At 50.1% G+C, this 12,921-nt stretch carries 10 protein-coding genes; 1 reads left to right on the top strand and 9 read right to left on the bottom strand.

All coding sequences use genetic code 11. The features are described from left to right. Nucleotides 1-125 precede the first annotated feature (125 nt). From BMW71_RS08755 to BMW71_RS08745, 3 genes are all read right to left on the bottom strand, one after another. Nucleotides 126-1,175 carry a GntR family transcriptional regulator gene (locus BMW71_RS08755; protein ID WP_092172242.1) on the bottom strand — a complete coding sequence of 350 codons (1,050 nt, stop codon included), beginning with the start codon at nucleotides 1,173-1,175 and terminating at the stop codon, nucleotides 126-128. A 140-nt stretch (nucleotides 1,176-1,315) separates the two neighbouring features. After that, nucleotides 1,316-4,126, bottom strand: a complete 2,811-nt coding sequence (locus BMW71_RS08750) for a glycosyl hydrolase (protein ID WP_092172239.1) — start codon at nucleotides 4,124-4,126, stop codon at nucleotides 1,316-1,318. Between the two features lie 13 nt (nucleotides 4,127-4,139). Further along, nucleotides 4,140-4,454, bottom strand: coding sequence for an L-rhamnose mutarotase (locus tag BMW71_RS08745; RefSeq protein WP_092172236.1), 315 nt, complete (start codon nucleotides 4,452-4,454; stop codon nucleotides 4,140-4,142). Between the two features lie 155 nt (nucleotides 4,455-4,609). Between BMW71_RS08745 and BMW71_RS08740 the strand changes: the two genes are divergently transcribed. Next, nucleotides 4,610-5,107: an FKBP-type peptidyl-prolyl cis-trans isomerase gene (locus BMW71_RS08740; RefSeq protein ID WP_092172233.1), complete on the top strand. Its 498-nt coding sequence runs from the start codon at nucleotides 4,610-4,612 to the stop codon at nucleotides 5,105-5,107. 7 nt (nucleotides 5,108-5,114) lie between these two features. Here the strand turns inward: BMW71_RS08740 and BMW71_RS08735 are convergent, their stop codons facing one another. From BMW71_RS08735 to BMW71_RS08710, 6 genes are all read right to left on the bottom strand, one after another. Continuing rightward, nucleotides 5,115-6,083: an ABC transporter ATP-binding protein gene (locus BMW71_RS08735; protein ID WP_092172230.1), complete on the bottom strand. Its 969-nt coding sequence runs from the start codon at nucleotides 6,081-6,083 to the stop codon at nucleotides 5,115-5,117. Continuing rightward, a complete protein-coding gene (locus BMW71_RS08730) occupies nucleotides 6,083-6,430 on the bottom strand; it encodes an MmcQ/YjbR family DNA-binding protein (protein ID WP_092172227.1) in 348 nt (115 codons plus the stop codon). The genes BMW71_RS08735 and BMW71_RS08730 overlap by 1 nt, the downstream gene beginning before the upstream one ends. Nucleotides 6,431-6,432: 2 nt before the next feature. Further along, a complete protein-coding gene (locus tag BMW71_RS08725) occupies nucleotides 6,433-6,621 on the bottom strand; it encodes a DUF6728 family protein (RefSeq protein ID WP_092172224.1) in 189 nt (62 codons plus the stop codon). 20 nt (nucleotides 6,622-6,641) lie between these two features. Continuing rightward, nucleotides 6,642-8,636: a (E)-4-hydroxy-3-methylbut-2-enyl-diphosphate synthase gene (ispG, locus tag BMW71_RS08720; protein WP_092172221.1), complete on the bottom strand. Its 1,995-nt coding sequence runs from the start codon at nucleotides 8,634-8,636 to the stop codon at nucleotides 6,642-6,644. Between the two features lie 2 nt (nucleotides 8,637-8,638). Then, nucleotides 8,639-9,343: an SDR family oxidoreductase gene (locus tag BMW71_RS08715; RefSeq protein ID WP_092172218.1), complete on the bottom strand. Its 705-nt coding sequence runs from the start codon at nucleotides 9,341-9,343 to the stop codon at nucleotides 8,639-8,641. A gap of 76 nt (nucleotides 9,344-9,419) precedes the next feature. Then, on the bottom strand, nucleotides 9,420-12,866 hold the full coding sequence (locus tag BMW71_RS08710) for a hypothetical protein (protein WP_244891121.1): 3,447 nt from the start codon (nucleotides 12,864-12,866) through the stop codon (nucleotides 9,420-9,422). Nucleotides 12,867-12,921: the final 55 nt, after the last annotated feature.

Genomic DNA, 12,921 nt, shown 5'->3' with positions numbered 1-12,921 from the left:
TGATATTTTTGATTACAGTTTGAATTTCTTGAAAAAAGCAACAAACCCATGCTTTGGCCCCCGCAGTGCGCAGCGGCGACTAGACGAGCCGGTCACTTGAGGCAGGGAATCCCTCCAGAGTCATCCTAGACCGAGCCCCGATTGATAAACTTAAACACGTTTTTTACGGATTCCTTTTTGTTCTTTTTTATCATGTAGGCAGCGGTTTCACCCATAAGCCTGAAATCCGTGGAAACGACGGTAATACCCAAAAGTTCTTTTAAGGGAGTGTCATTATAGGAAATGATCCCGATCTCTTTACCCAATTCGTAGTTTTGTTCCCGGACCTGTTTTACCAAATTCACCAGGTCGTTTTCTTCGATTACGATGTACGCATCCTTGGCCCGCAATTCCATGTCTGAATAGACGGTTTCCAGAATTTCAAAATCAAAATCAAAATCCTGACAGAACTTTTTAAATCCTTTGAGTATTTCCTTTGGATAGGGATACACCGTATCGCGGGGATAGACAAGCATGAGCTTTTCGTAATGCTGCAACTGAAAAATGCCCTCGCACAGTGCGTTGTAAATGTCATTTTTAAAATCCTGGTAAATCGCTGCCACCTTTTCTCCCAATTGGGGTACCTGATTGTCCATGATTACTACCTTATCCGCAGGTAGTTTTTTCAGACAGTTCATCACCTCAGCATCCAGGTTGTAATGCGCGTGCTTCTCGTCTTTAAAATGGGGCATGAGCACGTAATAATCATAGGCCCCGAGGTTTTCATTCAGGATATTGATCAACAGTTTGGGATCGCAATGGTAAATGGTTAGATCTACTTGCGCATCTGCACCCATGCTATCAATGAAGGAATTGTACGTCTTAAGCTTATAATTACTGAGTTTGTTCAATAAAAACAGCACACGTACCTTCGACGTAGAAATATTCTTGGCGACGTAGTATCCCTTCCCCTTGACCGAGAGAATGATCTTTTTTTCCTTTAGCTGATTGTAGGCCTTCTCTACGGTGTCCCGTGAGAGGTAATGCTCTTCGCTGATTTCATTGATGGAAGGGATTTTATCTCCTACCAGCAACTGGCAACTTTCGATGTCCTCAATTATCGAATTGACAATTTGCTGGTATTTGGGAATTCGCGAATTTTCATCCAGGCGGATGAGGGTCTTTACTTCAATCATGGGATTCAGGTTATTTTAAGCAGCTACAATCCATCGCACTTTTCCATCCAAGTACTCTCTAAATTTAATTAAATATTCCACAAAACGTGCAATTCGTTTCAATTAATTGAATTTGGGATTGCCTTCAACCAATAATTTTATTAATGGTGGATCTCGAGGGTAACCGGCCCTACAAGCCCGGAAGGCATTACTTCCCAGGAAGAAGCGTCAAAGGGCTGGTAATCGATGTTTACAAAATTGATTTCGTGGTAATTTCGCCAGGTCACCCCTTGCTGATCCAGGTAGCGAATGCGGTTGGCCATCAAATTCGCCACCTCTACGGTAATTTCATTGATCCCGTCTTTCAGGTAATCTCCTACATCCAGTCGAAAGGGTATACCGAAAGCAAAGCCAACTTCCTGCCCGTTGATCCAAACACGGGCACTTTCCCGTACCTTGCCAAGAGAGAGCTCGTAACGGGCCCCTTGCTCCAGTTTTAGGTCCAGGCTGGTTTCGTACCGGGCCTGCCCGGAAAAATGCAGGCTAAGCGTATCCGCCGACTCGGTCCAGGGCCCAATTTTTTGCAATTGCCGGGATTTGGGTAACCCAGGTCCTCCTTGGTGAAAACTTAGCTTCCAGGGGCTTTCCAGCGTACGTATTTCCGGATCTGAAACCCGGTAATGCCAGTTCGGAATGCCTTGACTCTCGTTGCGCAACACATGCACGATCAGCGATTCGCCCGGTTCCAGGTGTACCCGAACAGACAGTTTTCCGTTTTCCCGCCTGGTTTCCGCCAACCCCACTTTCCCTTGCTCCGGAGCCATCAACACAGCGGCTTCTCCCTCCTGGTTTAGCGGAATAGGGGTAGCGATGGTCTCTGCGGTATGGTTGACCAAATAGTAATACCGTTCACCGGCCAAATTCCTCCGGATAAACCGAAGACCCTGATCCACCAGGGTTTCCCGTTCCAATCCGGCCAGCTTCATGCCCTGAAGCAAGTCTTCCGACAGAATAACCTTGCCTTTCCCAAAAGTCGCCACCTGGGTAGATGCACTCGTTTCGAAGGAAAGGGTCTTCCAGATGCGCTCTAACGCTTCCCTTCTTTCTGCGTAGTCCTTAAAGCCCGGTACATCCGCAGGCTGCTCCTGAAAAACGACCGTGGCCCCTGCCTCAGCCAGCGATAGGAGTCGCTCCAGGGTGGCTAGGGGCAGGTAGCGAAGCCCAGGCACCACCAGTACCTGCGCGGTATACGCGCCATCCGCTGCGGACAGCTGTCCCTCCGTAACCTGCAACTCCTCAATCAGGGCATCCGAGACGAAATCCAAACTGTATCCCTTTTCCATTAGCAGCTTGGAACCTTTATAAAATGGCGTCGGATGCAGCCACTCATCGATGCCGTGCACGGTCAGCATTTTGGATACCCCCTCCAGGTCGGCCCAAACGTCGTACACCGGCCAGTACATAAGCAGTTCGTTATCCGGGGTTCCGGATTGCAGCACCGACTGAACACGCTGTATGTACGCATTAAAGCCTCTAAAATGGGGCCATAGGCTGTTATGTGTATTCAGATTTAAAGAAGCATAAAATAACCATCCCGGAAAATCCACCTCTTCGGGAGAGTAGGTTACTCCATGGTAAAACATATGGTTGATTCCCGCCAGAAAGGCCTGTTCCAGTTCGGGTTTTGCCTGGGAGAAAGCGGATTTAAAATGCTCTCCCAGCCAGGTAAAGGTTTCGGTGGACACCAGGTTTTTACCCCTCAGGTGGGCTGCCGAAGAGGCAAATTTCAGCATGATGGGATCGGGATCCACGTTTCGGATATCGGCACTATCCCTTCGGATACCAGGAATGGGGAAATAGCTGGAACCAAAGGTTTCGCCTTCGGGAATGTCTACCCGCGCATAAAGATCCAGCAGGTTTCCCGGCGAGCCATGTGCTTGATTCTTGGTCATTTTTCCCCGCTGATTGGCCCAGTCGGTCCATTGCCCGGTAAAGTTTTCTAACAGCATGTCATGGATGGTCTCCCGGTAATCGGACTTGACTCGGCTGCTGCGCTCGGCCGGTTCTTCTGCCAGCAACTCGGGCAGGTAATCCCGTAAGTCATACCCGCGCTTTTCCAGAAAATACCGAAAAAAATCCTGTGTAAAATCCGCCCCGTACACTTCAAAGCTATCGTTATAGAATGCCCGGATTCCGGGAAAATTTTCTCCAAAGGCCGAATCAAAATGGGAAAGGTAATTGCCGACAGATTCGTAGGAATAATGATCCAGCGTAAAACCCTGACCGCCCGGTGCCGCACGTTTCACCCGTTGCCCCGTCTGTACCCGAAATACAGCGATCAATTTCCAGGTTCCAGTAGCACTCCAGGACAGTTGCCCGGAATCGTCAATTTGATCGGTAAGGTTTACCGGAGATTCGTTTTCTTTATAGGCCATTACCGTATGCAGCACATAGTCAAAGCGAGCGGCGCGGGTATCTTCCAGCAAAATGGGTCGATCCAATCCTTCCGCTTCGGAATAGGTATGCTGTTGCATCACCATGCGCTGGGCGGCCATTTCCGGCTCCACCATGGGACCGCCAAAAGGCCATCCCGTGCCTTGTGTAAGATCGATACCCAGTTCCAGACTGTCTGCGGTAGCCACCGTATGGTGCAACATTTCCATCCATTCCGGGGAAAGGTAGGGCAAAAAACGGTCTTCAAATCCTTTGGCCCCGTAAATGGGTGCAATCTCCAATCCGCCTAGCCCTGCTTCCTCATAGGCTTTCAGCAAGCGACTCAAATTATCCTTGTCCACGGCACTCCCCATCCACCACCAGCGTGTCCAGGGCTTGGAGGTTTGGGTTTTTTCGGGCCAGGCGCCAGCACTTACCGCAGTGCGAACCGCACGGTCCTCCTGTTTGCAAGCAAGCGTGCCCAGCAAAAGTGCAGATAGGAGAAGTAAGGATTGCAATAAATCGTATCGGCTTGTCATAGGCGGGCAGGCGTTACAAGGAAAAAACATGGCGTAGCGGCAGTATTTTGGGAGATTGGTCTGCATGGGTCTCCATGAGGTCTGCCATGTAGGCCCACCATTTTTTCATGATTGGTTTCTCCGGAAGGTGGTCCGTTCCGGCACTGTCCTCGTTCAGGTTTTGAAAGGCGAAAAGCGTCCCGCTGGATTCATCCAAAAAGATGTGGTATTCGGCAATGCCGGCCTCCCGAAGAAGTGCGGCCAATTCCGGCCAGATTTCCCGGTGCCGCTTTTCGTATTCCGCTTCGTTTCCGGGTATCAACTTCATCGTGAACGCTACCTGTTTCATACAGAAATTTTTTAGGGCTACATGGACTAAAATAGATGCATGGGTGAAAATAAGGAAAACTTTTGGAAAAACTTACCTGTGCTTTCCGGTTGATCCTGAATGCCAATTTTAATTCTGCAGGTTATCCACTACCTTTGTGAGTCTAAACAAAACCTATGAAAATCAACGAAAACACCGTCGTAGGGCTTACCTACGAACTAAAAGTGACCAATGAAACTTCTGAGGAACTGCCCTTTAGCGTGGAAGTACGGGACGAGGCGGATCCCTTTTACTTTCTCTATGGCAACAGCGGACTGCCGGAGGCCTTTGAAAAAAAACTAAAGGAAAAAACCAAAGGCGATCGCTTTCAATTTGTGCTGGAAGTAGCCGAAGCGTACGGAGAAGCCGATGACGAACTCATTGTCTCCGTACCCAAGGCGCAGTTTAACACGGAGCGGGGATTTCAGGAAGAAATGCTGCAGGAAGGCAACTTCCTTCCCCTGGTAGACGAAGACGGCTATCCCATGCAGGCAAAAATCGTTAAGGATCTTGGCGAGGAATTGCTTTTGGACTTCAACCACCCACTCACGGGCATGACCCTGCATTTTGAAGGCGAGGTTTTTGAAGTCCGGGAAGCGACGGAAAAGGAAAAAGAAGAGGGGTTTATGGCCTGAGGCGTGCTCAGGCGGGCAAATGCAGGACACGCGACTCATCCCAGGTCAACTGAATGGTTTGCCCCTGGGAAAAACCACGCTGGGGATCGGCTACCTGCCAGGGTTGCGCAGCTCCCGCTACTGCCACGGTGAGCAGATCGTGTTCCGGAAAATACCGATTGATTAGCACCGTGCCGGTTGCCTTACCCTTCCCTTCCGGTACCGTAACATCCGCGGGCCGGAGATAATATCCTTCCCTACCGGGTACGGCATTTAGTGGACCAAAAAAGCCCGCTACGTAGGGCGACTGGGGATGCTGATGAATTTCCCGAATCGTTCCCTGCCTCACCAGCTTGCCTCCCGGGGATACCACGCAAAGGCGATCTGTAAGCAGCAAGGCGTCCTGAATATCGTGGGTTACCATCAGTAACGTGAGCTCCAACTCACGGAAAATCAGGTTGAGCTCGTCCAGCAAATCCCGTTTCTGCAAACTATCCAGCGAATTAAACGGCTCATCGAGCAACAGCACTTCCGGTTCCAGACTTAGCGCCCGGGCGATGGCCACCTTTTGTTGCTCTCCGCCCGATAATTGCCGGGGGTAGGCGTCCCGTTTGCGCAGAAGCCCAAAAAGCGCAAGCAAACTTTCCAACCGTTCAGCCCCATACGTTTTGTCGTACTGCAGGAGTGGACGACGGATATTTTCAGCCACGGTGGAATGGGGATAGAGCCCATTGTCCTGCCGGACCAGCTGAATGGCATCGTATCCGGCCACGAGTTTTTCGTTGGAATTTTTGATTTTTTCTCCGTCCAGCAGCACCTCTCCGGCATCCTGGGCTTCCAGTCCTGCGATGAGCCGAAGCAAGGTGCTTTTGCCGCTACCACTGGATCCAATGACCGCCCAACGTTCTCCCTTTTGGATTTCCAGGGATAAATCGTGCAGGGCAACAATATCTCCGGGGTAGGTTTTATCCAATCCCCTGATGCTCAAAAATACCATTAACTAAATTGTTCTTTAATTTTCTTGGGAAGACCCGCAAAAACCAGGTCATAGGAGTGGTCCACCAATTCCAGAATCAACGGGTCGCTAACAGATCCGTCGAAAGACACGGTGTTCCAATGCTTTTTATTCATGTGGTAGCCCGCCTGAATCCCCGGGTATTGCTCACGCAGTAGCAGGGCTCTTTCCGGATCACATTTTAGGTTCACGCTTTCAAAGCGCTCGATATCGATGATTGCAAAAATTTTACCTCCTACTTGAAAGCAAAGCGTGTCTTCGCCAAAAGGCGTGGACTCCGTTGCTCCGTTTTTTTTCAAGCAGTAGTCTCTGAAAAAATCGATCTTCATTGCTACACGATGCGTTTGATGATCCAGAAGATAAGTGCAGCGAGGAACACAAGTATGGATATCTTATTGATGCCGTGCATCATGCGCAGGTTGAAATTACTCTTTTTTGTGGGGTCCGGCTTTTGGAAAACCCGGATAAAATAATTCCCAACTTCTCCTACCTGAAAGAACTCCTTTAATTTATTGGACATGGTTCGTGTTGATTTAGTCGTTAATGATGGTGTTCACTGGCCTCGGGCTCGATCCACTGCCCGTCCTGCCGGATGATTTCGATCAATTCATCCACGGCCCTTTCGGAGGGTACGGCGCGTTTGACCACTTCTTTTCCCTTGTACAAGGTGATCTTACCTTTACCCGAACCCACGTAGCCGTAATCGGCGTCCGCCATCTCACCGGGACCATTGACAATGCAGCCCATGATTCCGATTTTTACCCCCTTCAGGTGATCGGTCCGCTTTCGGATCATCGCGGTGGTTTCCTGTAGGTCAAACAAGGTGCGACCACAAGACGGACAGGAAATGTATTCGGTTTTTGACATGCGCGTCCGGGCTGCCTGAAGCACACCGAAACTGACCGAATTGTGCAATTTAACCTGGTCCAACAACTCCTGCCGCTGATCCAGTTTCAGCCGATCCAGGCCGATCAGGATGCCGTCTCCGAGGCCATCAATCAATAAGCCCCCCACATCGGTGGCAGCATAGAGCGTGGTCTTTTCGGTATCCTTCTGTGCATACGTGACCTTGGGTACAACCGGAAGCTCAATTCCCGCTTGAATCAACGTCACAAATGCCCGTCTCAATGCCTGCATCTGGTGATCCTTTTCCGTAGCCAGCACAATCACCAGTGGATGGCTATTGGTGAGCAGCGGTACCGCATCCTCCATTTGCTCGCAAGCAAGAAAAAGGAAATTCACCTCCGGATGCAGCTCCCTTTTTTCGCTCAAGACTTCCGGCGAAATCGCCGGGTAGCTATTTTTCTTATCTGAATGGCCGATCCACACCTCGTAATCCACAATCTCCTTCACCCCATTGGGAAGCATAAAGGGGACGGGCTTACTTCCCGAATACAGGTAGTCGCATCCTTGATCGTTCATTTTCCATTTGTCCAGTTCGGGCAAATAAAAGTGGCCCGTGCCTTTCAGCTCTTTTGGCTCCAATTGTTCAAGTCGGGAAATGTCGGTTAGCACACGGGGCACGTTTCCGCCGCCAAAATTACCTACTTCCACCGTTTTTCTTTTGGTGTAGCCAAAGGGATCCAGTGGGTAGGAATCCAGCGGAGGGATGCCCGATTTTTCCGGACGGTGCAGGTAGCGATCGATGAGTGTTTTGACCACAGGGGATTCAAACTCCGGATCTTCGGTCAGGGACACACGCACCGTATCTCCCAGTCCGTCTTCCAACAGGGCCCCGATGCCTACGGCAGACTTCACCCTACCGTCTTCTCCGTCACCGGCCTCGGTAACACCCAAATGCAAGGGATACGGCTTAAACCCACCTTCGTCCAATTTTTGAACCAGGAGACGGTAGGCCTGAACCATTACCTGGGTATTGGACGATTTCATGGAAATCACAATATCGTGGAAGCGTTCGTCTTCGCATATACGTAAAAATTCAAGGGCGGACTCCACCATTCCAAGCGGTGTGTCCCCATACCGGCTCATGATCCGGTCCGAAAGGGAACCGTGATTGGTTCCAATCCGCATGGCGGTACCGTTTGCTTTACAGATTTTTACCAGGGGCAAAAACCGTTCGCGGATGCGTTCCAACTCCGCCTGATAGGACGCATCGGTATATTCCAGAACTTCAAATTTCTTTTTATCGGCGTAGTTCCCGGGATTTACCCGCACTTTTTCCACGATCTGGGCTGCCACTTCGGCTGCATTCGGCGTGAAGTGAATGTCTGCAACCAGCGGCGTGCGGTATCCCCGTTCGCGCAATCCTTCCTTGATCTTGCGTAGATTCTCCGCTTCTTTGATACTGGGTGCTGTGATTCGGACGAGTTCGCAGCCACTCTCAATCATTCGGATCGCTTGATCAATGGACCCTTGGGTATCCATGGTATCCACCGTGGTCATTGATTGTACCACGATGGGATTATCCCCTCCGATGATCAAATCACCTACCTTTACGGGAATAGTCTCCCTTCGGGAATAATCGGTAAGGCTATTGCAATAGCGGATCTTTTCTTCGATGGTTTTCAGTTCCATAGTTATATATCACCTAATTGTGGCCGGATTACTATCTCTTCAACAACAGAACGGGGTGAAAGGTTATACGCAGCCCATACTGATTCTGCTACATCGGTGGCTTTCATAAAGCGGTCTTCGGGTAAATCCACCCCTTCCCAACTCGCCGTGTAAGTCGCGCCGGGCAATACGGAGGTTACCCGTATGCCATGCGGCATTAATTCCTGACGAAGGCATTTGGTAAATCCCAGCATGGCCCACTTGGAAACGGCATAGCTACCGCCATTGGCATACGCAGTGAGCCCGGCAATGCTTCCAATGGAAAAAATATGTCCGCTTTTCCGATCGATGAATGCGTCGGTAAATGCGCGGGTGAGGTAGTAGGCACTGAAAAGGTTGGTATGCATCGTTTTTTCAAAATTACCTTCTGGCTCCTCATGCAGGCTCCCGGGAATAAAAATACCGGTATTATTTATCAAAACATCGGGGATGGTGTTTTTTTTTACAAAGGCCGCAAACGCCTTGACCTCCAGTTTTTGTGACAAGTCGGCCTGCATCACCTGTACCTGGACCTCCGGGTACAGGTCCGCCATTTCCTGCTGCAGCGAATTCAATTCGCTACCGTTTCTACTGCAGCTGAAAACATCAAACCCCTCTCGGGCAAATCGGTGAATGATCGCCTTCCCAATCCCTTTGGTACCACCTGTGACCAGAATACTCTTTGCCATTCGTTTGTATTTTAACTATTCGTACAACAACCAAATAATCCGCACAAAGTTACATTTTTTCCCGGGCTATGCCTAATCAGAACAAGGCAGAAACCTGCATGCGACCTGTATGTACCAACCGATCCAGGCCTTGGGAATTTCTGCCCTCATAAATCAGGTTTAACTGGAGGCCCTCGCCAATTTTTTGGAGCCAGTTTACCGTCCAGGAGGTATTGTTTCCGGGAGTAAGTGCTTGCAGCATTTCGTACCCTACCGGACTGTTTACCTTTCCGTTATACTCAATATAGGTGTAGGCAACCTGTGCATTTAGCGTCGTTTGGGTGGCTTTCGCCAGGCGTAGATTAAGCGCCGCTTCCTGAAGCTGTGCCCGCTCCTCAAATTCCAGATTGGCTAGATTCTGTTTTCCTGTCATCCGGTATTTTAATGAGGCACGGAAAGCTGGCGATGGCTGCAAATTGAATTCCGGTCCAAAGGTGTGCTCCCGGATGGTAAAATCGCGGTTTTCCAGAAAATCGGAGGCCGAATTTCTCCATCCCCTGTTCCAGTAAAACAGCATGTTCCACTGAGTGTTTAACGAGTACCGGGCATTTACACGCCAATCATCCCGGGAAAAATCTTCAAACCCGCCGGTGAGCAGCTGTTTTTGGTGGGTATTAAAAAAGGAGACATCCAGCCCGTAGACCGACGAGGCACGGTTAAAAAACAAGGACGAGCGAAAAGATTGCCGAATGGAAAGCAGGGAAGTATCGTTGGCGTTGGCTAGCAAGGGACTGATGCGCTGAAAGAAATCAGAAGAGGTGATTTTTTTTTCCACATTCCAATTGGTCTGATTGGAAAACCGGGAAAGCCATTTCTTTAACCCCGATGCTTCTTTCCAATCCGTAGGAAATTTTGCCTGCAACCGATAGTTGAAAAGCGTGGTGTAAGCTTGCACGTATTCATCGGTAGGTACGAATACTTTGATGTAATTCTTTTCCTCCGGGTTGATTGCCAGGTAAAACTCGTTTAATTGCTGCACGCCGTCTTCGTTATCGTCCCGCCAGGTGTGGGTGCCCTCTCCGGTGGGCACCGGCAGAAAGACGAACTCCCGCCGCAATTCCCGTCCGTTGCCCAGGGCATAGGTCAACTCATTGGTCAGGTTGTTTTCAAAAACAGAGCTGCGGTAGTCCATTTTACCCATGACCGTGATTTCCTCCAACTCCTCCTGGCGCAGAAACAGCAGCTCCCGGTAGGTAAACGAGGCCTTGACCGAATGGGGGCCAAAGGTTCCTCGCAACCCGTAGCTGCTTACAAAGGCCCGGGTATCCGGCACCAATGTGCCATTTGCTACAGCCTGGTCCTCGCGAATACTGGCAGTGGCAAAGGCCTGATAGGCCAGGCTATCGTTGGTTTGCAGGGATACCTGATGTTCCTTAAAGTTCATCGCCGTTCGGATCACTTGTTCATTTTGCGGGTTTGCAACCACATTTCGGTCTACACTGAACCGGTACGCCGGCACCAGGTACCGGGAACGGTATTTTAGTTCTCCTTGATACCGCAACCAGTCGGAGCGAAACGACTGAACCTGACTGGCCAGGTGAAAAAGCTCGTTGGATAGCAACCAACGTTTTCCAAAACGCTGATTAACCAGTGCGTTTTGTTGTACCCCCGAAAGCTGCCCGGCGCGTTCCCTCAGGTCCAGGGTATAACTCACCTGATTTTGTGGGTCCTTGGTCAGGGCAACTTTCGCCTGAAAGAGCTTTTCGGAGGCATTGGGAAGTGTTTCACCGGCGGGGAGTCCCCAATCCCTGTCGAATTCAATGTACCGGAGCCGGTCAATAAACGAAAAATTAGTGGAGTTGTATTCCACGGTCGTGTGCGCATCAAATCGGTAGCCCTCCAAGGAAGATACGGTGCGGCCCTCCGACACGATCCCGGCTTTTAGGGCAACCCCCGTATTATCTTCGTTGTCCAGGGGCGAATAGCGATTTTCATCCCTGTTTGAAAGAGCAAGTTCCGAAAACACCTTTTCGTGCGCGCCAATACGGATCGAGGTACCCCCGGTAATCATTTGCCGCTTAGTGGGAGCGGGCAGCGGGGTACGAATGGAATAATTGCCTTGGGGCACACCATCGATAGGAGGAACGAATGCATACACCACACCACTGGCCAGTTGTTGTTGCCTTCGGTAATGCCCCCTTCCCTGTCCGGTTTCGGTAAAACTGACCGCATAAAAAGCCTCCTCCGGATCGGTACTGTAGGCATAATACGTCAACGTTTCTCCCACTTCCGTGATCTCGGTAACCTTTCTGTACAAAATCCGGTTTGAGTCAAACGCGATGCTATCAATGCGGGGAACAGCAGCTGCGTTGATATCGTCTCCCACAGCCGCCAATAAGTTCTTATCGGCATCCGAGAGTTCCATAAAAAGCGGGCGGTTGGGATCGTCTTGTTCGCGGTAAAAATTAAAATAAACCGAGACGTTTTCGTTTTCCTGCTGGTGACTGGCGGTTAGAATGGATCTGGAGAAATTTCGCTCGGCGTATTCAAAATCCACGCGCACCCGGGAATACTGGGTGATCAGGACACTGGGAGTAAAGGTAATCTCCCCTTGGTTGTAGTCAATGGTATAGTCATTGTTAAACCCCCGCCGGAGTTGTTTGCCATCCAGAAACACTTTTTCGGAGTTGGCCATGATGATCACAAAGCGTTCTTCTCCGGGTCCCCGAATACGGTAGGGGCCGCTGACTCCCTCCAAGACTTCCAGTACCTGCGATGCAAATTTGCCTTTGGCAATGGCGGCACCGGCACGGGTAGATGCTTTCCAGTCGGCACCCATTTCGTATTCCCTGGTAAATTGCAGCCCCTGCACGTTTTTGTAATAGCGCAAAAATTCAGATTTTCGCTGCTGTAGCACCACATCGCCCCCGGAGAGGTTGAATTGATCGTTGTAGAGGGCTATCAAAACATTGTCAAAATCCTGAATCTGTTGGGTATTTCCTTCTGGCTGAAACGGTACGTTCTGGTCGGTGATACTGGCCCGTATTTGTAGATTGTCCGCCAGTTCCCCATCCAGCTGCAGGTTCAACGCGGAGTTAACGAAGACGTTTTGAGAATTCCCAAACGAGATCCCCCGGGTCAGGTTACCGGATTGATTGAGTTTGTTGGAGGTAAATACCTCCTCCCGAAAATCCATGACGGGTTTCTTTTTCGGGGGCGTATCCCTGAAGAAGGCCAGGGAATCGTAATCCCCCGACAGGGAGCGTTTTTGATAGGTATGGTGAAAGGAAAAAGGCAAGCGCTCGTAGCAAAGCCGTACTGAGTCGGGTAAATCAGCCTCTGCTACGCCAAAAGAAATCTTGCCGGTACTCAAGGTGTAGGAATGGGGAATTTGATCACCGGAAGGTCCAAAAACCCGGAGGGAAGACGGTTGTATGCTTAGGGAATCCAGCAGCAATTCATTGCCATTACTGCCAATTTTTTTCCAACGGCAGACCGCCGGCATCGACTGAGCCAAAGCCTCCAGCCCCGAAAACGCTGTCAAAACGGTTAAAAAATACTTCGCCAACCACATAACGCAGACTATTACCGGGCACTAA

Origin of the sequence: Cyclobacterium xiamenense, from assembly GCF_900109255.1 — a bacterium.
Taxonomy (GTDB): domain Bacteria; phylum Bacteroidota; class Bacteroidia; order Cytophagales; family Cyclobacteriaceae; genus Cyclobacterium; species Cyclobacterium xiamenense.
The sequence above is the reverse complement of the archived record's forward strand: the minus strand, read 5'-3'. Positions and strand labels throughout refer to the sequence as shown.

What these genes read in the sequence shown, in the direction of transcription:
- BMW71_RS08730 (WP_092172227.1), bottom strand. Translation starts at nt 6,430, where the DNA reads ATGAAGATCGATTTTTTCAGAGACTACTGCTTGAAAAAAAACGGAGCA.
- BMW71_RS08750 (WP_092172239.1), bottom strand. Translation starts at nt 4,126, where the DNA reads ATGACAAGCCGATACGATTTATTGCAATCCTTACTTCTCCTATCTGCA.
- BMW71_RS08740 (WP_092172233.1), top strand. Translation starts at nt 4,610, where the DNA reads ATGAAAATCAACGAAAACACCGTCGTAGGGCTTACCTACGAACTAAAA.
- BMW71_RS08735 (WP_092172230.1), bottom strand. Translation starts at nt 6,083, where the DNA reads ATGGTATTTTTGAGCATCAGGGGATTGGATAAAACCTACCCCGGAGAT.
- BMW71_RS08725 (WP_092172224.1), bottom strand. Translation starts at nt 6,621, where the DNA reads ATGTCCAATAAATTAAAGGAGTTCTTTCAGGTAGGAGAAGTTGGGAAT.
- ispG (WP_092172221.1), bottom strand. Translation starts at nt 8,636, where the DNA reads ATGGAACTGAAAACCATCGAAGAAAAGATCCGCTATTGCAATAGCCTT.
- BMW71_RS08745 (WP_092172236.1), bottom strand. Translation starts at nt 4,454, where the DNA reads ATGAAACAGGTAGCGTTCACGATGAAGTTGATACCCGGAAACGAAGCG.
- BMW71_RS08715 (WP_092172218.1), bottom strand. Translation starts at nt 9,343, where the DNA reads ATGGCAAAGAGTATTCTGGTCACAGGTGGTACCAAAGGGATTGGGAAG.
- BMW71_RS08755 (WP_092172242.1), bottom strand. Translation starts at nt 1,175, where the DNA reads ATGATTGAAGTAAAGACCCTCATCCGCCTGGATGAAAATTCGCGAATT.